Origin of the sequence: Pseudomonas sp. ANT_J28 (genome assembly GCF_008370005.1) — a bacterium.
In the GTDB taxonomy this organism is placed as follows: Bacteria; Pseudomonadota; Gammaproteobacteria; order Pseudomonadales; family Pseudomonadaceae; genus Aquipseudomonas; species Aquipseudomonas frigoris.
In genome coordinates this window covers 21,720-46,259 of the sequence record NZ_VOBM01000025.1, presented here as the reverse complement: position 1 = coordinate 46,259, position 24,540 = coordinate 21,720, and the positions used below count along the sequence as shown (strand labels likewise).

General features: G+C 59.2%; 26 protein-coding genes and 2 pseudogenes. 11 read left to right on the top strand and 17 right to left on the bottom strand.

Annotated features, from left to right (window positions below):
• Window positions 1–202 precede the first annotated feature (202 nt).
• The 8 genes from hisG to FQ187_RS18310 all read right to left on the bottom strand — a co-directional run bounded on the left by hisG (window position 203) and on the right by FQ187_RS18310 (window position 5,666).
• Window positions 203–838, bottom strand: a complete 636-nt coding sequence (gene hisG / locus FQ187_RS18345; protein WP_007901570.1) for an ATP phosphoribosyltransferase — start codon at window positions 836–838, stop codon at window positions 203–205.
• Window positions 839–981: 143 nt separating this feature from the next.
• Window positions 982–2,247 (bottom strand): UDP-N-acetylglucosamine 1-carboxyvinyltransferase, encoded by a 1,266-nt coding sequence (gene murA / locus FQ187_RS18340; RefSeq protein WP_046045865.1) that lies wholly within the window; start codon window positions 2,245–2,247, stop codon window positions 982–984.
• 22 nt (window positions 2,248–2,269) lie between these two features.
• Window positions 2,270–2,509 carry a BolA family protein gene (locus tag FQ187_RS18335; protein ID WP_007912386.1) on the bottom strand — a complete coding sequence of 80 codons (240 nt, stop codon included), beginning with the start codon at window positions 2,507–2,509 and terminating at the stop codon, window positions 2,270–2,272.
• 113 nt (window positions 2,510–2,622) lie between these two features.
• Window positions 2,623–2,928 carry a lipid asymmetry maintenance protein MlaB gene (locus tag FQ187_RS18330; protein ID WP_008150739.1) on the bottom strand — a complete coding sequence of 102 codons (306 nt, stop codon included), beginning with the start codon at window positions 2,926–2,928 and terminating at the stop codon, window positions 2,623–2,625.
• A complete protein-coding gene (locus FQ187_RS18325; protein WP_149630559.1) occupies window positions 2,925–3,581 on the bottom strand; it encodes a phospholipid-binding protein MlaC in 657 nt (218 codons plus the stop codon). Before FQ187_RS18325 ends, FQ187_RS18330 begins: the two co-directional genes overlap by 4 nt.
• Window positions 3,582–3,592: 11 nt before the next feature.
• Window positions 3,593–4,060 (bottom strand): outer membrane lipid asymmetry maintenance protein MlaD, encoded by a 468-nt coding sequence (mlaD, locus tag FQ187_RS18320; RefSeq protein WP_033057979.1) that lies wholly within the window; start codon window positions 4,058–4,060, stop codon window positions 3,593–3,595.
• Window positions 4,060–4,857, bottom strand: a complete 798-nt coding sequence (gene mlaE / locus FQ187_RS18315) for a lipid asymmetry maintenance ABC transporter permease subunit MlaE (protein ID WP_149630558.1) — start codon at window positions 4,855–4,857, stop codon at window positions 4,060–4,062. The genes mlaD and mlaE overlap by 1 nt, the downstream gene beginning before the upstream one ends.
• Window positions 4,857–5,666 carry an ATP-binding cassette domain-containing protein gene (locus FQ187_RS18310; RefSeq protein ID WP_008150748.1) on the bottom strand — a complete coding sequence of 270 codons (810 nt, stop codon included), beginning with the start codon at window positions 5,664–5,666 and terminating at the stop codon, window positions 4,857–4,859. Before FQ187_RS18310 ends, mlaE begins: the two co-directional genes overlap by 1 nt.
• A 276-nt stretch (window positions 5,667–5,942) precedes the next feature.
• Between FQ187_RS18310 and FQ187_RS18305 the strand changes: the two genes are divergently transcribed.
• From FQ187_RS18305 to FQ187_RS18260, 10 genes are all read left to right on the top strand, one after another.
• Window positions 5,943–6,917: a KpsF/GutQ family sugar-phosphate isomerase gene (locus FQ187_RS18305; RefSeq protein ID WP_149630557.1), complete on the top strand. Its 975-nt coding sequence runs from the start codon at window positions 5,943–5,945 to the stop codon at window positions 6,915–6,917.
• On the top strand, window positions 6,917–7,441 hold the full coding sequence (locus FQ187_RS18300) for an HAD family hydrolase (protein ID WP_033057989.1): 525 nt from the start codon (window positions 6,917–6,919) through the stop codon (window positions 7,439–7,441). The genes FQ187_RS18305 and FQ187_RS18300 overlap by 1 nt, the downstream gene beginning before the upstream one ends.
• Window positions 7,442–7,448: 7 nt before the next feature.
• Window positions 7,449–8,021 carry an LPS export ABC transporter periplasmic protein LptC gene (lptC, locus tag FQ187_RS18295; RefSeq protein ID WP_149630556.1) on the top strand — a complete coding sequence of 191 codons (573 nt, stop codon included), beginning with the start codon at window positions 7,449–7,451 and terminating at the stop codon, window positions 8,019–8,021.
• Window positions 8,008–8,556, top strand: a complete 549-nt coding sequence (gene lptA, locus FQ187_RS18290) for a lipopolysaccharide transport periplasmic protein LptA (RefSeq protein WP_149630555.1) — start codon at window positions 8,008–8,010, stop codon at window positions 8,554–8,556. The genes lptC and lptA overlap by 14 nt, the downstream gene beginning before the upstream one ends.
• Window positions 8,556–9,281, top strand: coding sequence for an LPS export ABC transporter ATP-binding protein (gene lptB / locus FQ187_RS18285; RefSeq protein ID WP_027924532.1), 726 nt, complete (start codon window positions 8,556–8,558; stop codon window positions 9,279–9,281). Before lptA ends, lptB begins: the two co-directional genes overlap by 1 nt.
• A 184-nt stretch (window positions 9,282–9,465) precedes the next feature.
• Window positions 9,466–10,959 (top strand): RNA polymerase factor sigma-54, encoded by a 1,494-nt coding sequence (locus FQ187_RS18280; RefSeq protein WP_149630554.1) that lies wholly within the window; start codon window positions 9,466–9,468, stop codon window positions 10,957–10,959.
• A gap of 74 nt (window positions 10,960–11,033) precedes the next feature.
• The gene (hpf, locus tag FQ187_RS18275) at window positions 11,034–11,342 is read left to right on the top strand and encodes a ribosome hibernation-promoting factor, HPF/YfiA family (RefSeq protein WP_007941242.1); all 309 of its coding nucleotides are present in this window, start codon (window positions 11,034–11,036) and stop codon (window positions 11,340–11,342) included.
• 12 nt (window positions 11,343–11,354) lie between these two features.
• Window positions 11,355–11,819 (top strand): PTS IIA-like nitrogen regulatory protein PtsN, encoded by a 465-nt coding sequence (gene ptsN / locus FQ187_RS18270; protein ID WP_149630553.1) that lies wholly within the window; start codon window positions 11,355–11,357, stop codon window positions 11,817–11,819.
• Window positions 11,820–11,821: 2 nt separating this feature from the next.
• Window positions 11,822–12,679 (top strand): RNase adapter RapZ, encoded by an 858-nt coding sequence (gene rapZ, locus FQ187_RS18265; RefSeq protein WP_149630552.1) that lies wholly within the window; start codon window positions 11,822–11,824, stop codon window positions 12,677–12,679.
• A gap of 15 nt (window positions 12,680–12,694) precedes the next feature.
• Window positions 12,695–12,970 (top strand): HPr family phosphocarrier protein, encoded by a 276-nt coding sequence (locus FQ187_RS18260; RefSeq protein WP_149630551.1) that lies wholly within the window; start codon window positions 12,695–12,697, stop codon window positions 12,968–12,970.
• A 7-nt stretch (window positions 12,971–12,977) separates the two neighbouring features.
• Here the strand turns inward: FQ187_RS18260 and FQ187_RS18255 are convergent.
• The 4 genes and pseudogenes from FQ187_RS18255 to pmbA all read right to left on the bottom strand — a co-directional run.
• A pseudogene (locus FQ187_RS18255) lies at window positions 12,978–13,430 on the bottom strand (ZIP family metal transporter); the annotation flags it as partial.
• Window positions 13,431–13,450: 20 nt separating this feature from the next.
• The gene (locus tag FQ187_RS29990) at window positions 13,451–13,603 is read right to left on the bottom strand and encodes a hypothetical protein (RefSeq protein WP_178122734.1); all 153 of its coding nucleotides are present in this window, start codon (window positions 13,601–13,603) and stop codon (window positions 13,451–13,453) included.
• A gap of 27 nt (window positions 13,604–13,630) precedes the next feature.
• Window positions 13,631–13,824 (bottom strand): annotated as a pseudogene (gene aspA / locus FQ187_RS18250) (aspartate ammonia-lyase); the annotation flags it as partial.
• A gap of 271 nt (window positions 13,825–14,095) precedes the next feature.
• Window positions 14,096–15,442: a metalloprotease PmbA gene (gene pmbA / locus FQ187_RS18245; protein ID WP_134422008.1), complete on the bottom strand. Its 1,347-nt coding sequence runs from the start codon at window positions 15,440–15,442 to the stop codon at window positions 14,096–14,098.
• A gap of 108 nt (window positions 15,443–15,550) precedes the next feature.
• On the opposite strand from pmbA, the gene yjgA reads away from it, so the two are divergent.
• Window positions 15,551–16,075, top strand: coding sequence for a ribosome biogenesis factor YjgA (yjgA, locus tag FQ187_RS18240; RefSeq protein ID WP_033058015.1), 525 nt, complete (start codon window positions 15,551–15,553; stop codon window positions 16,073–16,075).
• 48 nt (window positions 16,076–16,123) lie between these two features.
• On the opposite strand, the gene tldD is transcribed toward yjgA, so the two are convergent.
• The 5 genes from tldD to FQ187_RS18215 form a co-directional block, all read right to left on the bottom strand.
• Window positions 16,124–17,566 (bottom strand): metalloprotease TldD, encoded by a 1,443-nt coding sequence (tldD, locus tag FQ187_RS18235; RefSeq protein WP_149630550.1) that lies wholly within the window; start codon window positions 17,564–17,566, stop codon window positions 16,124–16,126.
• Between the two features lie 18 nt (window positions 17,567–17,584).
• Window positions 17,585–18,433 (bottom strand): carbon-nitrogen hydrolase family protein, encoded by an 849-nt coding sequence (locus FQ187_RS18230; RefSeq protein ID WP_149630549.1) that lies wholly within the window; start codon window positions 18,431–18,433, stop codon window positions 17,585–17,587.
• A gap of 82 nt (window positions 18,434–18,515) precedes the next feature.
• On the bottom strand, window positions 18,516–22,319 hold the full coding sequence (locus tag FQ187_RS18225; protein WP_149630548.1) for a YhdP family protein: 3,804 nt from the start codon (window positions 22,317–22,319) through the stop codon (window positions 18,516–18,518).
• 75 nt (window positions 22,320–22,394) lie between these two features.
• Window positions 22,395–23,852: a ribonuclease G gene (rng, locus tag FQ187_RS18220; RefSeq protein WP_033058026.1), complete on the bottom strand. Its 1,458-nt coding sequence runs from the start codon at window positions 23,850–23,852 to the stop codon at window positions 22,395–22,397.
• 57 nt (window positions 23,853–23,909) lie between these two features.
• On the bottom strand, window positions 23,910–24,506 hold the full coding sequence (locus FQ187_RS18215) for a nucleoside triphosphate pyrophosphatase (RefSeq protein WP_149630547.1): 597 nt from the start codon (window positions 24,504–24,506) through the stop codon (window positions 23,910–23,912).
• Window positions 24,507–24,540 lie beyond the last annotated feature (34 nt).

Genomic DNA, 24,540 nt, shown 5'->3' with positions numbered 1-24,540 from the left:
GGCCTTGCTCCAAAAGGCAAGCCGCTACGCGCTTCTTACTTCTGAGAAAAAAATCTTCTACTGCCATAAGTTGCCTTTTGGAGTAAGGCGCGATTCATTATCAAGCGTCGGCGCACCTTCCCCACCATCGATCCGCTTGGGCACCTGAGAATTCTGGCTATGAGGCGGATAGACGGGCGCGACTTAACGTCGCGCTGGTAAATCAGCCGCGGTGTCGAGACTCCACTGCCTTGCGCAGGGTGTCGATCAACGCCTGGATACGGGCGTGCTGCATTTTCATCGAAGCCTTGTTGACGATCAGCCGGGAGCTGATGTCGGCAATGAAATCCTGGGGTTCCAGACCATTGGCGCGCAGGGTGTTGCCGGTGTCGACCACGTCGATGATCTTGTCTGCCAGACCGATCAGCGGCGCCAGTTCCATCGAGCCATAGAGCTTGATGATGTCGACCTGACGGCCCTGCTCGGCATAGTAGCGCTTGGCAACGTTGACGAACTTGGTCGCCACCCGCAAGCGGCCCTTGGGCTCGACATCGCCGACACGGCCGGCGGTCATCAGCTTGCAGAGGGCAATTCGCAGGTCCAACGGCTCGTACAAGCCCTGGCCGCCGTATTCCATCAGCACATCTTTACCCGCGACGCCCAGGTCCGCGGCACCATGTTCGACGTAAGTCGGCACATCGGTGGCGCGTACGATCAGCAGACGTACATCGGCCTGGGTCGTGGGGATGATCAGCTTGCGGCTCTTGTCCGGATTCTCGGTCGGCACGATGCCCGCTTCAGCCAGAAGCGGCAGGGTGTCGTCAAGGATGCGGCCCTTGGACAGTGCGATGGTCAACATGGGAAACGTCAGTCCTTATCAGGCTACTGATGCCCGGTCGCAAATGGCGCCGGACACACTTCGAGGGCTTTCTCAATAATGAAAAGACACCCTCGATTTGAAACGAAACCAACGGGCACGTCCCTGTGCCCATGCAACAGAAACTAGCCCGGTACGCGGCGGATCTTGGCGCCGAGCATCTGCAGTTTCTCTTCGATGCACTCGTAACCACGGTCGATGTGGTAGATGCGGTCGATCAAGGTGTCACCTTCAGCGATCAACGCCGAGATCACCAGGCTGGCCGAAGCACGCAGGTCGGTGGCCATGACTGGCGCGCCCTTGAGCTTTTCGGTACCGGTGACGATGGCAGTGTTGCCTTCGACCTGGATCTTGGCGCCCATGCGGTGCAGTTCGTAAACGTGCATGAAGCGGTTTTCGAAGATCGTCTCGATCACGGCACCGGTGCCTTCGGCAATGGCGTTGAGGGAGATGAACTGCGCCTGCATGTCGGTCGGGAACGCCGGGTATGGAGCGGTGCGCACGTTAACGGCTTTTGGCCGCTTACCGTGCATGTTCAGCTCGATCCAGTCTTCGCCGCAGGTGATTTCGGCACCCGATTCCTTGAGTTTCTCAAGAACGGCTTCGAGGATGGTCGGATCCGTATCCTTGACCTTCACACGGCCGCCGGTCACAGCAGCTGCGACCAGGTAAGTGCCGGTCTCGATACGGTCAGGCATCACTTTGTAAGTGGTCGGGTGCAGACGCTCGACGCCATCGATGGTGATGGTGTCAGTCCCGGCACCAGTGATCTTGGCGCCCATGGCGATCAGGAAGTTCGCCAGGTCGATGACTTCAGGCTCGCGAGCGGCGTTTGCCAGAACGCTGCGGCCCTTGGCCAGAGCGGCCGCCATCATGATGTTTTCGGTACCGGTCACACTGACGGTGTCGAAGAAGAAGTGCGCACCGCGCAGGCCACCTTCAGGCGCCTTGGCCTTGATGTAGCCGCCTTCGACGTCGATGACCGCGCCCATGGCTTCGAGGCCACGAATGTGCAGGTCAACCGGACGCGAACCAATGGCGCAACCACCAGGCAGTGCGACTTCGGCTTCACCGAAACGGGCAACCATCGGGCCCAGCACCAGGATCGACGCACGCATGGTTTTCACCAGTTCGTACGGAGCGATCAGGGTCTTGATGGTGCGCGGGTCGATTTCGACGCTGAGTTTCTCGTCGATCACCGGCTCTATGCCCATACGACCGAACAGCTCGATCATAGTGGTGATGTCGTGCAGGTGCGGCAGGTTGGCCACGGTCACCGGGCCATCGCACAGCAGGGTTGCAGCCAGGATCGGCAGGGCAGAGTTCTTTGCCCCGGAGATGCGGATTTCGCCATCAAGACGAACGCCACCGGTAATTATCAATTTATCCATAAGAATCTCGACGCCCTTGGGCTCAGGTGCGCTCGGCCCAGGCCGCGCTGCTGAAAAATTTCATAGTGACCGCATGGATGCTGCCATCGGTGATCCATGGGTTCAAATGGGCATAGATCTGCTGCTGACGCTTCACCGGGCTCAACGCCGCCAGTTCATCGCTAATCACGTTCAGCTGAAAGTTGCAGCCTTCGCCCTCGACTTCTACTAGGGTTCCTGGCAGCTTTCCTTCAAGGAAGCTCTTCACTTCTACGGCCTGCATGCTCAACCTCAATCGGCGCCCTGTGTGCGCGGGTCGGACATCATACAAAAAAGCCCCGCGCCTGCGAACCCCGCGAAGCAGGACTCTGACGGGGGGCTTCTTTATAGATGCGGTTAGGGATGCGCCAACAACTCGGTCAATTCGCTGACCTGAGCGATTTCGCGCATGTCTTCTGGCATCCCGCGGATGCTCAGCGCCTTGCCGGCCGCCTCTGCATCACGCATGAAGCACAGCAGCAGCGACAAGCCGACACTGCTGGACTTCAACACTGCCGAGCAATCGACCACCAGTGCAGCGGCCTTGCTGGATTTGATCAGCGCCTGCCCCTGCTTGCGCAAACCGGGGCCAGTGCGGTAATCCAGCATGCCGCTAAGCGTCAGCTCGCCGGATTCGCTCATGCGAATGGCCGACACACTCATTGAGCTTGCGTCTCGGTTGTTTGCTTCTGGCTGGCTTCCTTGGCTTTGGCGACTTCCCCGGCCCAACCATTGATGGTCTTGTCCAGGTCGTTGCCATTGCGCTGCATCGCATCAGCGAACTGATCGCGGAACAGCTTGCCGATGTTAATGCCGTTAATGATTACGTTGCGCAGTTTCCACTCGCCATTGATCTTTTCGAGTGTGTAAGACACAGGATAGACCGCACCATTGGTGCCCTTGACCGTCATGCCAACGCTTGTACGGTCTCCCGACTCATCCTTGGCAGGGTCTACGACGATCCCCTGATTGTTGTATTCGAGCAAAGCGTTGCCATAGAACTGGAACAGACCCTTTTTGAAGTTTTCTTCAAAGGTCTTCATTTGCGCAGGCGTGGCTTTGCGCGAGTATTTAACCGTCATGATGCTCTTGGAAATGCCCTCGGCATCCACAACAGGTCCGACGATGTTGTCCAGCGCGGCATAAAAGTCTTTCGGATCCTGCTTGTACTTCTCTTTATTGGTCGCCAGATCGGCAAGCAACCGATTGGTGGTGTCCCGTACAAGTTCGTGCGCAGAAGGCGCCGCCACGGCGTTAGCCATCAAAGGCAGGGCCGAGAGTAATACCAACAGGCCACGTCGCAAGGTAGAGATCATTCAAAAGCTCCTCATTTGGCGTCTTTACTAACGGTATTGAGCAGAAACTTACCGATCAGATCTTCGAGTACCAGCGACGACTGCGTGTCGTGGATGGTTGCACCCTCCTTGAGCAAGGTTTCTTCCCCGCCCACGCTGAGCCCGATGTACTTCTCGCCCAACAGTCCAGCGGTCAGGATAGATGCAGTGGAGTCAGTCGGCAGGTTATCTACGCGCTTTTCCAGCTGCATGGTCACTCGACCGGTGAAACTGTCGCGATCCAGATCGATCGCCGTGACCTTGCCGATGGTCACACCGGCCATGGTCACTTTAGCTCTGACCGTCAAACCGGCGATATTGTCGAAATACGCATAAAGTTTATAAGTGTCGGTGGTTGCGCTCGGGGACAGGCCACTCACCCGCAACGCCAGCAACAGCAAAGCCAGGATGCCAGCCAGCAAGAAAAGGCCGACACCGATTTCCAGGGTGCGGTTTTGCATCAGAAATCTCCAAACATCAAGGCGGTCAGAATAAAGTCCAGGCCGAGTACAGCCAAAGAGGCATACACCACGGTCTTGGTAGTGGCACGACTGATCCCCTCGGAAGTGGGCTCGCAGTCATAGCCTTGGAATACGGCGATCCAGGTCACGACAAAGGCGAAAACGACGCTTTTGATGATGCCGTTGAGCACATCGTCTGCAAAGGTCACGCTGTTCTGCATGTTGGACCAATAGGAACCTTCATAGACACCCAGCCAGTCGACGGCCACCCACGAACCACCCCAGATCCCCACCACGCTGAAAATCATCGCCAGCACCGGCAGGGAAATGAAGCCGGCCCACAGGCGCGGGGCAATGATGTACTTGAGCGGGTCGACACCAATCATTTCCAGACTGGACAACTGCTCGGTGGACTTCATGTTGCCGATTTCGGCAGTCAATGCCGAACCGGCGCGCCCGGCGAACAGCAATGCCGTGACCACGGGGCCCAGTTCACGCAACAGCGTCAGCGCAACCATCTGGCCGACCGCCTGTTCAGAACCATAGCTGGATAGAATGTTGAAGCCTTGCAGCGCCAGCACCATGCCGATGAATACCCCGGAGACCACGATGATCACCAGGGACATTACGCCCACCGAATGCAGTTGCTTGATCAGCAAGCCAAAACCGCCGCCAATGCCGCCACGGCCAAGCAAGGCATGAAACAGGAATATCGCCGAACGGCCGAACACCCCCAGCACGTCAATGCCAGAGTGGCCGAACCGGCGAACCCGTTCTATTAGTGAAATCTTGCGCATCAACGCTGCCCCAGAAGATCTGCGCGGTAATCCGTCGCTGGAAAGTGATAGGCGACCGGACCGTCAGGCTCGCCTGTCATGAATTGACGGATGCGTGGCTCCTGCGAGTTCATCAGCTCCTCGGGAGTGCCCTGCCCCAACACCTGGCCTTCGCCGACGACATAGATGTAGTCGGCGATGCTCGCGGTCTCGGCCAGGTCGTGGGAGACCACGATACTGGTGATGCCCAGCGCATCGTTGAGCAGGCGGATCAGACGCACAAGCACACCCATGGCGATGGGGTCCTGGCCGACAAAGGGCTCGTCATACATGAGAATTTGCGGATCCAGGGCAATCGCCCGGGCCAGAGCGACACGACGCTTCATGCCGCCGGACAACTCGTCAGGCATCAGGTCGATGGCGCCACGCAAGCCCACGGCCTGCAATTTGAGCAGGACAATGTCCCGGATCATTTCTTCCGGCAATTCGGTATGAACGCGTAGCGGAAAGGCGACGTTCTCGAACACATCGAGATCGGTGAACAGCGCACCACTCTGAAACAGCACGCCCATGTGCTTTCGCGCATCGAACAGATCACTGCGCGACAGTTTCGGCAGGTTCTGTCCATTGACCCAGACTTCGCCTTTGGTGGGCCGCAACTGTGCGCCCATCAGCCGCAAAAGCGTGGTCTTGCCACACCCGGAAGGCCCCATGATGCCGGTGACCTTGCCGCGCGGGATACGTATATCGACGTTATTGAAAATGCTGCGCGTTCCGCGCTTGAAGGTCAGTCCCTTCAGCTCGACCGCGTAGGCTTTATCGGCACTCATCTAAACTCCTTGCGATGCAGCCTCTCACTCGGACGCCTGACTTTCTAGCGAAAGCACATCCCTCCCGGGCAGGCCGAACTGGCGGCGAACTATATCACTGCAAAGGCCAAGCGCCCAAGGCCCAAGCCGGGCCATGTTGAGGAACATGACGGGGTAAAAGCTTCTATCCAGGGGGATTCGGTAACAGGGAATGACAAAGCGCGACAAACTTGCGTGAGGGTTTCGATCATTACCGTTATAATCGCCGCCTTTTCATCAGGCTATACGATTTCTGACATGAGCCAATCCAGCGACCTGATTCAATCTGCCCAACGCACCATCCGCCTCGAACTGGAAGCCGTACAAGGCTTGTTGCCCCGTATCGACGCAGATTTCGTACGCGCTTGCGAGATGATTCTGGCCAGCAAAGGGCGCGTGGTCGTGGTCGGCATGGGCAAGTCGGGGCACATCGGCAACAAGATCGCCGCCACCCTGGCCAGTACCGGCACCACGGCTTTTTTCGTGCACCCGGCCGAAGCCAGCCACGGCGATATGGGCATGATCACCCGCGACGACATCATCCTGGCGCTGTCGAACTCCGGCTCCACCAATGAAATCGTCACCCTGCTGCCGCTGATCAAGCGTCTGGGCATTCAATTGATCAGCATGACCGGCAACCCTGATTCAACGCTGGCGAAGGCTGCCGAAGTCAACCTCAACGTGCACGTCGAGCACGAAGCCTGCCCACTCAACCTGGCACCGACCTCGTCGACCACTGCCGCGCTGGTCATGGGCGACGCCCTGGCCGTTGCGCTGCTGGAAGCCCGCGGTTTTACCGCCGAAGATTTCGCCTTTTCCCACCCCGGGGGTGCGCTTGGCCGACGCCTGCTGCTGAAAGTGGAAACTGTCATGCACGCCGGAGCAGAACTTCCCCAAGTGCAACGTGGCACGCTACTCAAGGACGCCTTGATGGAAATGACCCGCAAGGGACTGGGCATGACCGCGATTGTGGAGGCCGATGGCAAACTGGCCGGGATCTTCACCGACGGCGACTTGCGCCGCACCCTTGACCGGACCATCGATATCCACCATACGACCATCGACGAGGTCATGACCGTCCACGGCAAGACCGCCCGGGCCGATATGCTCGCGGCCGAGGCCCTGAAAATCATGGAAGACCATCGAATCAATGCGCTGGTGGTAGTCGACAAGGAAGACCGTCCGATCGGCGCCTTCAACCTGTCCGACCTGCTGCGCGCAGGAGTAATGTGATGAGCACCGACCTGCTGCAACGCGGCAAGAACATCAAACTGGCGGTTTTTGACGTCGATGGCGTACTGACCGACGGACGCCTGTACTTCCTCGAAGACGGCAGCGAATTCAAGACGTTCAACACCCTCGACGGCCAAGGCATCAAGATGTTGATGGCAGCCGGCGTGCAGACCGCTATCATCAGCGGCCGCAAGACCCCGGTGGTCGAGCGACGAGCGAAGAACCTCGGTATTCCACACGTGTACCAGGGGCGCGAAGACAAACTGGTGGTACTCGACGAGCTTCTTGCCCAACTCAACCTAAGCTATGAGCAAGTCGCCTATCTCGGCGACGACCTGCCGGACCTGCCGGTGATTCGCCGCGTCGGCCTGGGCATGGCGGTGGCAAACGCTGCCAGTTTCGTCCGTGAACACGCCCACGGCATCACCCAGGCCCGCGGTGGCGAGGGTGCCGCTCGCGAATTCTGCGAATTGATCCTGCGCGCCCAGGGCCGCCTCGATGCGGCTAACGCCGCGTACCTGTGAGCCAACTATGCTGAGCAAAAAGTTTCGCAAATTCCTGGTGTTCGGTTGCATCGCAGCGATATTCGCTGCGGTCGGCTACTGGAACATCAGCCCGGAACGCTTCCTCGACCAGCCGGTAGCAAAGATCGATGAAACCGCGATCGACTATTACGCGATCAACGCACACAGCGTGCAGTACCTGCCGGACGGCAAACTGCAATACGAAATGACGTCCGACAAGGTTGAACACCTGAAGGCGACCGAAGTGACGCTGCTGACCAATCCCGACCTGAACATGTTCCGCGGCACCGAGTTTCCGTGGCACGTCCAGAGCGAGCACGGCGAAGTGAATCCCGACGGCACTCAGGTCGAACTGATCGACTCGGTGCGTATCACGCGCTTTGACGAGAAAAACCGCAAGACCCTGATTACCACCACCCGCATGACAGTGTTCCCGCAGCAGCAATATGCGCAGACCGAGCAACCCGTTAGAATCGACGGCGCTGGTGGTGTGTCGACTGGCAAGGGAATGAAAGCGTATTTGAAAGAAAGCAGGATACACCTGCTTTCGAACGTAAGAGGACAGTATGAGGCTCGTTAAAACCCTCCCTATTTTGCTCGGTCTGAGCGCAGCACTGGGAAGCGTGAGCGCCTGGGCACTGCCGACCGATCAAGCGCAGCCTATCCGCATTCAGGCCGACGATGCCCAACTGGACGACAAGAATGGCATAGCCACCTATAAAGGTGACGTGATCATCACTCAGGGCTCGATGATCGTTAAGGGCAACACCGTGACCATCACCCGCACGCCAACCGGCGACATTGACGTGGTGACTTCGGTGGGCAACCTCGCCTATTTCGAGCAACTGCAAACTGCAGGCGACACCAAACCTGTTCAGGGCTGGGGCGTGACCATCCAGTACCACGCAGCGCAAAACCGCGTCGTGCTGATCGATAAGGCAAAAGTCATCGACAAGGACAACAACGTCACCCAAGGCGAGAAAATCGTCTACGACACGGTCAAAAAGCTTGCGAGCGCCGGTCGCGCGACGGGCAACAAAGTCACCGAGTCGCGTCCGCGCATCGACATGGTGATCCAGCCGAAGAAGAAAACCGACGAGCAAAAGGCCCAGTAATGGCAACTCTGAAAGCTCAGCATCTGGCCAAGAGCTACAAGAGCCGCCAGGTCGTGCGTGACGTCAGCCTGTCTATCGACAGCGGTCAGATCGTCGGCCTGCTGGGTCCCAACGGCGCCGGCAAGACCACCTGCTTTTACATGATTGTCGGCCTGGTACAGGCCGATCAGGGCCGCGTCCTGATTGACGACCTGGATGTCAGCCACCAGCCTATGCACGGTCGTGCGAAGGCTGGTATCGGCTATCTTCCGCAAGAAGCATCGATCTTCCGCAAACTCTCGGTAGCCGACAACATCATGGCGATCCTCGAGACCCGCAAGGAACTCGACAAGGCCGGTCGTCGCAAAGAGCTGGAAAGCCTGCTGCAGGAATTCCATATCAGCCACATCCGCGACAACCTCGGGATGAGCCTGTCCGGTGGTGAACGCCGCCGTGTGGAAATCGCCCGAGCACTGGCTACCAACCCGAAATTCATCCTGCTCGACGAACCGTTCGCCGGCGTGGACCCGATTTCGGTGGGCGATATCAAACAGATCATCTATCACCTCAAGGCCAAGGGCATTGGCGTGCTGATCACTGACCACAACGTCCGTGAAACCCTGGATATCTGCGAAACCGCCTACATCGTCAACGATGGCCAGCTGATCGCCGAAGGTGACTCTGCCACCATCCTGGCCAACGACTTGGTCAAGGAAGTGTATCTGGGCCATGAGTTCCGCCTGTAAGCACTGAGGTGTCTGGCTGGTTGCTCGGGCGCTTGTCTCGATAAAAAATCAACATTTTTTTATTGTTACAGCGCTCTAGGCAAACGCTGCAGTTTCGGGCATATAATTTGCTTATGTTTGGCGCTCCGGCGCCCTGTAGTGGATGGCGCATGTGCGCCGGCGAATAAGGTGTTAAGCCCCTGCCATGAAACCATCGCTAGTCTTGAGAATGGGCCAGCAGCTGACGATGACACCGCAGCTGCAACAGGCCATCCGCCTGCTCCAATTGTCGACCCTGGACCTGCAACAGGAAATCCAGGAGGCCCTGGAGTCCAATCCGATGCTCGAACGCCAGGAAGAAGGCGACGACTTCGATAACGCCGACCCCTTGGCCGACAAAGCCGAACAGCAACCTAACGTCGACGTTCAGGAACCCTCCTACCAGGAAACCGCCCCGACGGTTGATAACCTCGAGGAAGGCGACTGGAACGAGCGCATCCCCAACGAACTGCCCGTCGATACCGCGTGGGAAGACGTCTACCAGACCAGCGCCAGCAGCCTGCCGAGCAACGATGACGACGAGTGGGACTTCACCACCCGGACATCGGCCGGCGAAAGCCTGCAAAGCCACCTGCTGTGGCAACTGAACCTGGCCCCGATGTCCGACACTGATCGCCTGATCGCCGTGACCCTGATCGACTGCATCAACAATCAGGGCTACCTGGACGAAACCCTCGAGGAGATTCTCGAAGCCTTCGACCCGGAACTGGACATCGAACTGGACGAAATCGAAGCCGTCCTGCACCGCATCCAGCAATTCGAACCCGCTGGCATCGGCGCCCGCAACCTGGGCGAATGCCTGCTGCTGCAATTGCGCCAGTTGCCTGCCAAGACGCCTTGGCTGGTCGAGGCCAAACGCCTGGTCACCGATTACATCGACCTGCTCGGCAGCCGCGATTACAGTCAGCTGATGCGTCGCATGAAGCTCAAGGAAGACGAACTGCGCCAAGTGATTGAACTGGTGCAGAGCCTCAACCCGCGCCCTGGCTCGCAAATCGAGTCCAGCGAAGCCGAATACGTTGTTCCCGACGTGATCGTACGCAAGGACAACGAGCGCTGGCTGGTGGAGCTGAACCAGGAATCCGTGCCACGACTGCGGGTCAACGCTCAATACGCCGGTTTCGTGCGCCGCGCCGACACCAGCGCCGACAACACCTTCATGCGCAATCAGTTGCAAGAGGCCCGCTGGTTCATCAAGAGCCTGCAAAGCCGCAACGAAACCCTGATGAAAGTAGCCACTCAGATCGTCGAGCATCAGCGCGGCTTTCTGGAATACGGCGACGAAGCCATGAAACCGCTGGTCCTGCATGACATCGCCGAGGCGGTGGGCATGCATGAGTCGACGATTTCACGGGTGACCACGCAGAAATTCATGCATACCCCACGGGGCATATATGAACTGAAATACTTTTTCTCCAGCCACGTCAGCACCTCCGAGGGCGGTGAATGCTCTTCCACGGCGATCCGTGCGATCATCAAAAAACTGGTTGCCGCGGAAAATCAGAAAAAGCCGTTGAGTGACAGCAAGATCGCTGGTTTACTGGAGGCACAAGGCATTCAGGTGGCTCGCCGCACCGTCGCCAAGTACCGCGAATCCCTCGGGATCGCGCCTTCGAGCGAACGCAAGCGGTTGATGTAGAGCCACGCCACAGCGTTCCAGTGGCAGGCATTTCTGCCTGCCGCTTTATGCACTGGCAACGAAGGAGAAGCTGTATGCAAGTCAACATCAGTGGACACCAACTGGAAGTGACCGAACCTCTTCGCACCTACATCGGCGAAAAACTCGAACGATTAGAGAGGCATTTCGACAAGATCACCAATGTGCAAGTCACGATGACGGTCGAAAAGCTCAAGCAGAAAATCGAAGCCACGCTGCATATTCCCGGCAATGAAGTGGTCGCAAACGCGGAGCATACCGATATGTACGCGGCGATTGACGCACTGACCGACAAGCTGGATAAACAACTCAAAAAGCATAAGGAAAAGACCCAAAGCCTCCTCCAGGGCGCGACCGGTCGTTAACACTCCCAACCCATGATCCGACTTGAAAGCATCCTGACCCCCGGCCGTTCCCTCGTGAACGTGCCGGGCGGCAGTAAAAAGAAAGCCCTCGAGCAAATTGCCAACCTTATCCACAAAGAAGTGCCGGATCTGGAGATGCAAGATGTCTTCGAGGCTCTGATTGCCCGTGAAAAACTCGGCTCAACCGGTTTTGGCAACGGCATCGCCATTCCCCACTGCCGCCTGAAGGGCTGCACCTCGCCCATCAGCGCCCTGATGCACCTTGATGCACCCATCGATTTCGACGCCATCGACGGCGCCCCGGTTGACCTGCTGTTCGTTCTGCTGGTCCCGCAAGCCGCTACCGATGCGCACCTGGAGTTACTGCGCCAGATCGCCAGCATGCTCGACCGCAAGGAAGTGCGCGATAAACTGCGCAGCGCCCCGAGCAATGAAGCCTTGTATCAGGTTGTCCTGGACGAGCAAAACGGTCATTAATCATGCGCTTGATCATCGTCAGTGGCCGCTCCGGCTCAGGTAAAAGTACCGCACTCGATGTTCTCGAGGACAACGGCTACTACTGCATCGACAACCTGCCCGCCGGTCTGCTGCCGGAACTGGCCGAACGCGCGTTGATTCACACCGAACTGGCGCAACCGCTGGTTGCCGTATCGATCGATGCGCGTAACTTGCCGAGTCACTTGTCGCGGTTTCCCGAACTGCTGGAAGAAGTGCGCAGCCGGCATATCCAGTGTGATGTGCTTTATCTGGACGCCGACGAAGAAACCTTGCTCAAACGTTTCTCGGAAACCCGCCGTCGCCACCCGCTGAGCAATGCCAATCGCTCGCTGGCCGAGGCCATCAATGATGAGACCGCCCTGCTCGGGCCGATTGCCGACCTCGCCGATCTCAAAGTAAACACCACCAACCTGAACCTGTATCAGCTGCGAGATACCATCAAGCTGCGCCTGCTGAACCAGCCGGAACCCGGTACGGCGTTCCTGGTGGAGTCTTTCGGCTTCAAGCGTGGCATGCCGGTGGACGCTGATCTGGTGTTCGACGTGCGCTGCCTGCCGAACCCTTACTGGAAGCCTGAGTTGCGCGATCAATCCGGGCTCGACCAACCGGTTGCCGAGTACCTGGCGGCACAGCCGGACGTCGAAGAGATGTTCCAGGACATCTCCACCTACTTGTTCAAGTGGCTACCCCGCTTTGCCGCCAGCAACCGCGCTTATGTCACCATTGCCATTGGCTGCACCGGCGGCCATCACCGCTCCGTCTACCTGACCGAACGTCTGGGCCAGGCCCTGCAAAAAACCCTGAAGAACGTCCAGGTTCGCCACCGCGACCTCAGCTAAAGGATTCACACCGCGATGCCTGCTCTGGAAATTGAAATCATCAACAAGCTGGGCCTGCATGCCCGTGCTTCTGCAAAATTCGTCGGCGTCGCCGGTGAGTTCAAGGATTGCACGATCAGAGTTGGACGCACGCCGGAATCCACGGTCGACGGAAAAAGCATCATGGCAATGATGATGTTGGCGGCTGGCAAGGGCACCAAGATCTACCTGAACACCGAAGGCGAAAAAGCTGACGAGGCACTGCAGACATTGGTGGATTTGATCAACGACTACTTCGGCGAAGGCGAATAACGCTCGCCTAGGCGAGCGCTGTATCCATCACCATCATCAAGCAAAACCCGATCAGCAACCCAAGACTTGCAAGCTTGTCGTGACCATTGCGGCGCGACTCGGGAATGACTTCATGGGTGACCACCAGCAACATTGCCCCGGCCGCCAGTGCCAACCCCAAGGGCAACAACAATTCGGCCAGGCTCACTAGCCAGGCGCACAACAACGCGAAGACCGGCTCGACCAGACCTGACGCAGCCCCCAACTAGGAACACCTTGACCCGCGACATCCCTGCCCTGGCCAGTACCAGCGCGATCCCCAGAACTTCCGGCATATCCTGCAAGGCGATGCCATGGCCAGGCTATCGGCGTCGGGCATGCCACCCCCCGCCGACACGCCGACCGCCATGCCCTCGGGGAGGTTGTGGGCAATGATCGCAAACACAAATAACCAGATTCGCGGCGGGAGGACCGGTCGTTTCCGTTGTGGTGGGAAATCACTCAGGCCGCGACCGCCTCGTCGGCATCTGCCCAGCGCTCGAACAACACCTGGGCCAGGGCCAATGCCTGCAAGTAAGCCTCGCGGGCATCGACGTATTCGCCCAGCTTGGAACAACGATTTGCCCGTTCGATCGTGCGTTTCCAGTGTTCCATGGTGAGCCTCCAACGCGATTGCGGTGGTTACACGCCGCCTGCGGTGAGTTTTTCCGGGGCCAGCAAGACCTCAAGCTGGCTGCGTGTCAGGTCGGATTGTTCCAGAGCGACATCAATCACCGGCCGGCCTTGTTGATAGGCCTTCTTGGCGATCTCCACGGCTTTTTTTGGTAACCAATGATCGGGTTGAGTGCGGTGACCAGGATCGGGTTACGCGACAGCGTCAGCTTTCGAGGTAAGGCTGCTCGTGCAAGGCAGAACTCATGATCCGGGCTCATTCGGTAATGAGAGTTATTACTAGATGATAATGAGAAACAAAATATCCCGAGCGAAGTTCGGGGGAAGTATATGTAAGAGCAAAGCTTGCTCGCGACGGCGATCTCAGGGACGCCATCGCCGGCAAGCCGCGCTCCTACAGGGACGGCGCAAGGCGCATGAAAAAGGCGCGCCACCCAATGGATGGCGCGCCTTTTTTTGTGCAACTGACGGGGTTTAGCTCCCCGCCACCGTCATCCGCTCGATCAGCACCGAACCTGTACGAATGTTGCTGCGCAACTCCAGGTCATTACCGACGGCAACGATCTGTTTGAACATGTCACGCATGTTGCCGGCGATGGTCACTTCCTGCACCGCAAACTGGATTTCACCATTCTCGACCCAGTAACCCGCCGCGCCACGGGAGTAATCGCCAGTGACCATGTTCAGACCCTGCCCCATCAATTCAGTCACCAGCAGGCCGCGGCCCATGCGGCGCAGCAAGGCGGCCTGGTCTTCGTCGCCATGGGTGACGAACAGGTTATGCACGCCACCCGCGTTGGCGGTGCTCGGCATCCCGAGCTTACGACCAGAGTAAGTGCCGAGAATGTACGAGACCAACTCGCCTTTTTCGACGAACGGTTTGGCGTAAGTCGCCAAACCATCGCCATCGAACGCCGAACTGCCCATCGCCCGCATCAGGTGCGGACGCTCATCGATGGTCAGCCATTCCGGGAACAGTTTCTGCCCGAGTGTGCCTTCGAGGAACGAGGATTTGCGATACAGACTGCCGCCGGAAATCGCCGAGAGGAAACTGCCGAACAAACCACCGGCCAGTTCCGCGGAAAACAGCACCGGCACTTCGCAGGTCGGCACCGGGCGTGCGCCCAGACGGCTCGCCGCCCGTTGCGCGGCACGCTGGCCGATGCTCACCGGGTCGGCCAGCAAGTTGCCCTGACGGTTCACGTCGTACCAGTAATCGCGCTGCATCTGGCCGTCAGCCTCGGCGATCATCACGCAGCTCAGGCTGTGTCGGGTCGACGCGTAGCCACCGATAAAACCGTGGCTGTTGCCGTAAACGCGGCAGCCCTGATGGGTGCTGAGGGTGGTGCCGTCGGCGTTTTTGATCCGGCTGTCGGTGGCAAACGCCGCCGCTTCACAGGCCAGGGCCTGCTCGATGGCTTGCTCCGGGGTGATGTCCCACTCGTGGAACAGGTCGAAATCCTGCAGATCCTTGGCCATCAGCGCGGCGTCTGCCAGGCCCGAAGCTTCGTCTTCCGACGTGTGCTTGGCGATGGCCAGGGCGGCGGCGACGGTTTCGCGAATCGCCTCCGGACCGCTGGCGGACGTGCTGGCCGAGCCCTTGCGCTGGCCAACGTACAAGGTGATGCCGAAGCCCTGATCGCGGTTGAATTCGACGGTTTCGACTTCACGCTGACGCACCGAGGTCGACAGGCCCTGCTCCAGGGACACCGCCACTTCGCAGGCACTGGCGCCCTGGCGTTTGGCTTCAGCGATGATCTGCTCGACTTGTTCTTGCAGTGCCGGCAACGCTTGTGGGCCGACGCTTTCAACTGCACTCATGTTGTTCTCCACTCAAATTCTGCTTTCGGCTGGGGCCTTCGAGCGACCGGGCCGGACAAGCGGCCCCCGACTGGTTATCATGGCGGCGTTTCTTTGCGGACGGCCACCATGGTTGATTCTTACGACGACTCCCTCGATACGGGAGAAAAAAGCAAATCCCAGGTTAAACGCGAGCTTCATGCTCTGGTTGACCTCGGCGAGCGCCTTACAACGCTCAAGCCTGACTTGCTGGCAAAACTGCCGTTGACCGACGCTATGCGCCGGGCACTGGCCGATGCGCCCAAGCACACCGCGAATATCGCGCGTAAACGGCACCTTATGTTCATCGGCAAACTGATGCGCGATCAGGACACTGACGCCATTCTGACTCTGCTCGATCAACTCGATGCCTCCACTCGGCAGTACAACGAACGTTTCCATGGCCTGGAACGCTGGCGCGATCGCTTGATCGCGGGCGACGATGCGGTCCTGGAGAAGTTCGTGGTCGACTACCCGGAGGCTGATCGTCAGCAATTGCGCTCCCTGATCCGTCAGGCCCAGCACGAACTGGCGACCAACAAGCCACCGGCATCGAGCCGTAAAATCTTCAAGTACATCCGTGAGCTGGACGAGACTCAACGCGGTCTGCGTTAAATCTCGAATCGGGTGAGCTGCATTGCAGTTCACCCGAAGCTCCATTCCTCAAGATCCTGTGCCACCCACAGTGATCGCATCGATTTTCAGCGTTGGCTGGCCGACACCCACCGGCACCGACTGCCCATCCTTGCCACACGTCCCGACGCCGCTGTCCAGCGCCAGATCGTTACCGACCATCGACACCTTGCTCATGGCTTCAGGGCCATTGCCGATCAACGTCGCGCCTTTGACCGGGGCAGTGATTTTGCCGTCTTCGATCAGGTACGCCTCGCTGGTGGAGAACACGAATTTGCCGCTGGTGATGTCCACCTGACCGCCGCCGAGGTTGGCGCAGTAGATGCCGCGCTTCACCGAAGCGATGATTTCCGCCGGATCGCTTTCGCCCGCCAGCATGTAGGTGTTGGTCATGCGCGGCATCGGCAGGTGCGCGTAGGATTCGCGACGACCGTTACCGGTACGGGCCACGCCCATCAGACGGGCGTTGAGTTTGTCCTGCATATAGCCTTTGAGTACGCCGTTTTCGATCAGTGTCGTGCACTCGGTCGGGGTGCCTTCATCATCGACGCTCAGGGAACCGCGACGCCCGGCCAGCGTGCCGTCATCGACGATGGTGCAAAGCTTGGACGCAACCATCTCGCCCATGCGCCCGCTGTAGGCGGAACTGCCCTTGCGGTTGAAGTCGCCTTCCAGACCGTGGCCGACTGCTTCGTGCAGCAACACGCCGGACCAACCCGAACCCAGCACCACTGGCAACGTACCGGCCGGCGCAGGGATGGCTTCCAGATTCACCAATGCCTGACGCAACGCTTCACGGGCGTAGCTCATGGCGCGGTCATCGCCGAGGAAATAGCGGTAATCGGTACGACCGCCACCACCATGACCGCCGCGCTCACGGCGACCGTTCTGCTCGACGATCACGCTGACGTTAAAGCGCACCAATGGCCGAACATCGGCGGCCAGGCCACCGTCGGTGGAAGCCACGAGGATTCGCTCCCAGACGCCAGCCATGCTCACGGTGACTTGCTGGATACGCGGGTCGAGGGCGCGAGTCGCGACGTCGATACGCTTGAGCAGTTCGACCTTCTCGGCACGGGTCATGACTTCCAACGGGTTGTCCGGCCCGTACAACTGGGCGACATCCTGGGTCGTGAACGCTTGCACCGTGCCGTTCTGACCGGCGCGGGAGATCGAACGTGCAGCACGGGCCGCGGCGCCGAGGGCTTCAAGGGTAATGGCATTGCTGTAGGCAAAGCCGGTTTTCTCACCCGATTGCGCTCGCACGCCGACACCTTGGTCGAGGTTGAAGCTGCCTTCCTTGACGATCCCGTCTTCCAGAGCCCAGGACTCGGAAATCTGCCCCTGGAAATACAGGTCGGCAGCATCGATGCCCGGGCCGGCCAGATCGCCGAGCACACCTTGCAGGCTCTCGATCGTTACGCCGCCGGGCGCCAGGAGGTGTTCACTGACTGAGGACAACAACTCGCTCATATGCTTTACGCCTTAAATTCATCGTTCTGAGGCAGGTCGCTGGGCGCCCTGCGAGAAAAATCGCCGGTGACTGGACACCGGCATCCGCGCCCTGATCGACGCCTGTTCGCTGCTATCGCGTTCGGCCAGCAGCACGGCCTCGCCTTGATCCTGTTGCGCCAGCACACGTCCCCACGGGTCGATAATCGCGGCATGGCCAAAGGTTTCTCGCGGCCCCGGATGCGTCCCACCCTGGGCGGCCGCGAGCACATAACATTGAGTTTCGATGGCCCGCGCGCGAATCAATACCTCCCAATGCGCCGCGCCGGTCACCGCGGTAAAGGCCGACGGCGCGGTAATCAACTCCGCCCCGGCAGCGCGTAATTCGCTGTACAGCTCCGGGAAGCGCAGGTCGTAACACACCGTCAACCCGACTCGACCGACAGGCGTTTCCGCCACGACAACCCCACTGCCATAAGCATAGTCATCGGATTCGCGATAACGCCCGCGATTGTCCGCCACATCGACGTCGAAAAGGTGCAATTTGTCATACCGTGCAACGGTTTCGCCGTGGTCATCCACCAGCAGCGAGCAGGCATGCACTTTGGCCGTCGGTTGATCCACCGGCGGCAACGGCAACGTGCCGGCCACTATCCATAACTTGAGGTCGCGGGCGGTCTGTTTCAACCATGGCAGGATCGGGCCTTCGCCCAATGCCTCGGCGCGGCCGATATCGGCGATGTCGCGACGGCCCATGGCGGCGAAGTTTTCCGGCAGTACGGCAAGCTGCGCACCACCGGCCGTCGCTTGCTCGAGCAGCCGACGGGCATGGGCCAGATTGGCCAGCACATCGCTCTGGCTGACCATTTGAATCACCGCTACAGACATGGCGCGCTCCTTCATCGCTTTTTTTAAGGACAGGCCGCCATGCTACTCCATAGGCTTGGAGAGTGTGTTTTGAAAAAGGTTGTCAAAAAGGCTTGTCGAAGGTGATTTTCGGCTCTTTCCACGGCCCTTTGACGGTGTATTTGACGCTGGCGAAACGCCCCACACGGTCGCCGATCAACTTGTCGATGAGAAACAGCGCCCCGCCGATGGCCGGTGCACCGACAATCAGCGCGGCAATCGGCAGGTTGTTGGTCACAGGCAACGTCACCAGCAACTTGGCATCGACCTTATCGCCCACCAGATCCAGCGTCCCGTTGAGTTCGATGTTGCTCGACGGACCGGTCAGCAGGATCGGCTCACGCGTCACGTATACACCGTTGGTCGCGACCAGCAGGCCTTTGACCCGGTCATAACTCAAGCCTTTGCCGAACAGGTCGGAGAAGTCCAGACGCAGCCGGCGGCCGATGGAGTTGAAGTTCAGCAAGCCAAATACTCGCAACGCCTGGGCACTGCCCTCGACTTCAACGAACTGGCCTTTATTGAGCGACGCATCAAGGGTGCCAGAGAAGCGCTTTGTGGCCAGCCAGGCCGGCGAACCGGGCCAGCGACCATCGACATCCATATGAAAATCTTCACTGGTGACACTCGGCGCAAATCCCCAGCCCTTCAGCACATCGGCGAGATTCTTGCCGCTGATCCGGCCCTTGTACCAACTGCTGCTGGAACCAGGCTGGCCTTCCCAACCGCCGCTGCCCTGCAGGAGAATGCCCTTGAGGCCCAGATCCAGCGTATTAAGCGCAATACCCTTGGCGGTCGGACGGACTTTCAGATACCAGGCCCCGACGAGGTCTTTGCCCTGGAACAGCTGATTGATGGTGACATCCAGTGCCGGGATCTTCGTCGGATCCACCGAGGCCAGCGGATCTGGCGAGTTTTCGTCGGCCAGGACCGTCGGGTCTGGCGCCGGCAAACGCACGTATTGCAGATTGATCGCAATCGGCGCGGCTTTCGCATCGGGGATGCTGGCGCTGCCCTTGACCTGCTGGCTATCGAGTTGCAAGGCCCACGCGGCAGGTTTGCGGTTCAACTGCACCGACGCCTGATCGAGCGTGGTGCCGATCCCGCTGAGTTTTCCGACCTTGAAGTCCGCGCTGCTGAGCAACTGTTTGGCGTTGCCGCCCGGATCCTGGCCAGCATACTTGTCTACCAGATCCTTCCACGGGCCGACATCCAGTTCCGACAGCACACCGCGCACCCGCAGGCCTTTGGCGCCGGGTAGCACGGCATTGCCGCCCCCCAGGAACAACTCGCCACGACCGTCGGCAAAGTTGCCGGCCGGCGCCGCAAACGTGAAGTTAGCCAGCTCACCGTAGTTGACCCAGTAGCGCCGCTCGGGCCCCTGCAGGGTCATGCGGAACGTGGTGTCGCGGCCGACGTCGGGCGCCATGCCGAACGGCGCCGGCAAATCGATTGCTACGCCCTTGAGGTTGGAGCTGACCATCAATTGACTGTCGGCCCCATCAAGGTTCAGTTGCAGCTGATAAGGGATCACACCGGACACTGGCAACGGCTGAGTAACACTAAGCCAGTCAGTCAGTTTCTTGACCTCGACCTGGCCCGAGGCGGCGACGCGAGTCTTGAGGCTGCCGGGGCCGCCATCGGCGAAAATCTGTGCGGTAACCGGTTTATCGAAGGCGCGCGCGGTGATGTTTTGCCCGCTCAAACCCTTGGTGCTGTCGAAACGGAAATCGCCCTTGAGCTGAGTCAGCTCCAGGGATGGCTCGGCCAGTTTCAGACGGGCCTTGGCGGTCTTGAAGTCGACGAGGATCTTGGGCTGCTCGCCTTTGACCAGCGGAATATCCAGTTTCAGTTTGCCTTGCAGATCGCCTTCGCCTTCCCAACCGGCAAAGGTGGCTGCGGTGCCGATCGGCGCTTCCTGGAGAATCTTCAGGCCATCGCCCAACCCGCCCGCGAATCCGCCGTCGAGGAACAGATGGACGTTTTGCCCTGCTGGCACATGGGGAATATTGACGTAAATGTCGCTGACCTCGGTATTGAGCAATTGACCCTTGCTGGCCAGTATCCGCACACCGCTGTCTTCAACAAACACGTCACCCGTGACCTTGCTGACATGTGGCCAGCCTGGCTGGAAGGCCAGTTCCGCATCGTGAACCTTGAAGAACAGACTGATGCTGCGGGCAGTCTCGGCGGCCCCGTGGTTCAGCGAACCCTGGTACTGGAAGAAGCCTTCGTCCACCGCACCTTTGAGAATCGCCGTACGCAGCCATTCGTCCAGCCCCGGGCTGAGCATTGTCGGCAAGTACTTGGCGGTGTAACGACCGTCGCCGTCCACCAGACCGACCCGCAGGTCCATGTAGTCTTCCTGGGTGTGGTCGAAATGCAGGCGGATCAGGAAGTCGCCAGCAATCTTGCCCTCCTCGCCCAGCACCTTCAGGTATGGCGCGATCAAGGTGAAGGCTTCTTTGTCGAGCTTCCAGGTCAGTCGGGCATTGGCCTGAATGTACTGCCATGGCTTGGCGAAGATCGGGTCCAGGTGCAGGGAAAAATCCTTGCTGTCCATGCGCAGCTCGCCACCGCCCAGATCACCGCTGATGCTGCCACTGACATTTCGTGCCGCCGGAGCGCCGTGATAGGCATCGAAGCCGACCCGGTCCAGGTTGGCGGCAAAGCTGAACTTGCTGTCGTCGGTGGCAGTGGGCCGTAAGTCGATCAGTACGTTGCGCAGGCCACCCGTCACTTTGAGTCGCTCTACGGCAGTGGCAATGCCTTCGGGCAGCGGCCCCAAGGCGTTCAGTAGCGGGGTGATAGGGGTGAGGTCGAGGCGGTCGGCTTGCAGATGCCAAAGCTCTTCAGTCTTGTCGGTCGCCTCGTTTTGCTTGAGTTGCAGATGCGATTCCCAGCGGGTCTCGCCAAGGTTCATGGCCAGCGAATCCAGGGTTACCAGCACGCCTTCGGAGCTGCGCTGAAAATAGCCATTGAGCGCCAGATTGTTGATCTGGATCGGCTTGCGCTCGGCGTACGCGCCTTTGAGTTGCGGCGCGTTCAAGCGAATCGCAGCACTTTGCAGGGCGCCCTTGTTCCAGTTCACCCAAAGCTCGCCGCCGGCCTTGAACTCGGAAAAATTCCATTGTTGGGTCAAACGCTCAGGCAACCATTTCGACCAGTCGCTTTGCGGCAGGCTCAAATAAGCTTCGGCCTCGCCGTCTTTCCATTCGCTGGCGCGCAGACGGGTACGCAGACTGATGGCCACCGGTTGTCCGTCGGGCAGGGTCAAACGGGCGTCGAGTCGCTGGCGGGAGACGCCAGTTTTCAGATTCAGCCCGACGTAAGTCAGGGTCAGCGGCTGCTCTTGCAGTGGTTGCAAAGTGACTTGGCTATCGAGTACCGACAGTTGCTGAACCATCTGCATGCGATTGAGCAATTGCGCAGGATCCAACGGCTGATCCTGCTGCACGGGCAAACCTTCCAGCGCCCAATGGCCGTCTTCGTCTTCCTTGAGGCTGATCTTCAGGCCGCTGAGTTCCAGGTGAGCGATGCGCACTTCACGAGCCAGCAGACTGCCCCACAGATCCGGTACCGCGCGCACCTGATCCAGCCTTAGGGCATTGGCGCCCTCGCCGACCATCACATCGTGAGCCAGCATGATCGGCGCAAAGCCGCTCCAGTTGCCTTCCAGTTCGCCGATATTCAGCGGCATACCCAAGGCAGCGCTGGCTTTGGCTTCGACTTCGGCACGGTACTCGGCCACCAGCGGGGTCAGCTCTCGGCCGAGGCTGACGTACAACGCCATCAACACCAATGCCAACGCACACAGACCCAGACCCCAGCGGGTCAGTGCGGCCAAAATGCGTATCAGACGTTCCATGTCAGTTGGCTCCCATGGCAAAAATACTGCAAAAAGCTGAGGCCAGCCGTTCTAGCAGGGTTGAAAGACAGCGATTCAGAGCAGCACCACGTCGTATTGTTCCTGGGAATACATGGTTTCCACCTGGAACCGGATGGTGCGTCCGATAAAACCTTCGAGCTCGGCGACATTGCCCGATTCTTCATCGAGCAAACGGTCGACCACTTTCTGGTTTGCCAATACACGATAGCCTTCCGCCTGATAGGCGCGAGCCTCTCGGAGGATTTCGCGGAAAATCTCGTAGCAAACAGTTTCCGGAGTCTTGAGCTTGCCGCGGCCCTGACAGCTGCTGCACGGCTCGCACAGCACTTGTTCAAGGCTTTCGCGGGTGCGCTTGCGAGTCATCTGCACCAGGCCCAACTCGGTGATGCCGATGATGTTGGTCTTGGCGTGATCGCGCTCCAGTTGCTTCTCGAGGGTGCGCAGCACCTGACGCTGGTGCTCTTCATCTTCCATGTCGATGAAGTCGATGATGATGATCCCGCCCAGGTTGCGCAGGCGCAGCTGGCGAGCAATGGCGGTCGCGGCTTCGAGGTTGGTCTTGAAGATGGTTTCTTCGAGGTTGCGATGACCGACGAACGCCCCGGTGTTGACGTCGATGGTGCTCATGGCTTCCGCCGGATCGACTACCAGATAGCCGCCGGACTTCAGCGGGACTTTGCGCTCCAGGGCTTTCTGGATTTCGTCTTCGACGCCGTACAGGTCGAAGATCGGCCGTTCGCCAGGGTAATGCTCAAGACGATCGGCGATTTCCGGCATCAGCTCGGCGACGAACTGTGTGGTTTTCTGGAAGGTTTCCCGGGAGTCGATGCGGATCTTCTCGATCTTCGGGCTCACCAGATCACGCAAGGTGCGCAGCGCCAGGCCGAGGTCTTCGTAGATCACACTCGGCGCGCTGATGGTTTTGATCTGCTCGTTGATCTGATCCCAAAGCCGACGCAGGTAGCGGATGTCCATGAGGATTTCATCGGCACCGGCACCTTCGGCAGCGGTACGCAGGATGAAGCCACCGGCCTCTTGGATGCCTTCTTTGGCCACGCAATCAGTGACCACCTGCTTGAGACGTTCACGCTCGGCTTCGTCTTCGATCTTCAACGAAATGCCGACGTGTGCAGTGCGCGGCATGTACACCAGATACCGCGACGGGATCGACAACTGAGTCGTCAGGCGTGCGCCTTTAGAGCCGATCGGATCCTTGGTGACTTGCACCACCAGGCTCTGACCTTCGTGAACCAGAGCGCTGATGCTCTCGACCGCCGGGCCTTCGCGCAGGGAGATTTCCGAGGCATGAATGAACGCGGCGCGGTCCAGTCCGATGTCGACGAACGCCGCCTGCATGCCGGGCAATACCCGCACGACCTTGCCTTTATAGATGTTGCCGACGATCCCGCGCTTTTGCGTGCGCTCGACGTGGACCTCTTGCAGAACACCGTTTTCAACCACCGCCACGCGCGATTCCATCGGCGTGATGTTGATCAGGATCTCTTCACTCATGGCAGGGTCTCGTTCAGGCATGTTCACGATAATGGCCGCATCTTGTCAGTACGACGCTCAACGCGCGTTAAGGGTTTGCCAACAGGGTATGCCGAAATGGCCAAGCAGCTCAGCGGTTTCGCACAGCGGTAACCCGACCACCGCCGAGTAACTGCCATTGAGCCCGGCGACAAACACCGCGCCGAGCCCTTGAATGCCATAGCCGCCGGCCTTGTCCTGCGGCTCGCCGCTGGCCCAGTAGGCCACCGCTTCATCGCGACTGATGTTGCGAAAATGCACCAGACTGCGCACCACCCGAGACTCGCAACGCTCACCATCGAGCACCGCAATCGCCGTCAGGACTTCATGTTCACACCCGGACAACATCATAAGCATGGCGCAAGCCTCGGCTTCATCAACCGGCTTGCCGAGAATTTTTCCGTCCAGCACCACGGCGGTATCGGCGCCCAGCACGCAAAAATCTGCGTCGGACACGACAGTCCCGCGCCCGGCCTCGGCTTTGCCGCGCGCCAAGCGCTCGACATAGGCCGACGGGGATTCAGTTTCTAAAGGGGTTTCATCGATGTCCGCACTGATGGCGGAGAACGGCACGCCGATCTGCGTGAGCAGTTCACGCCGACGCGGCGAGCCTGAGGCGAGGTACAACAACTTCATCAAGACATCTCCCTTGTCGAGGTGCGGGCAAATG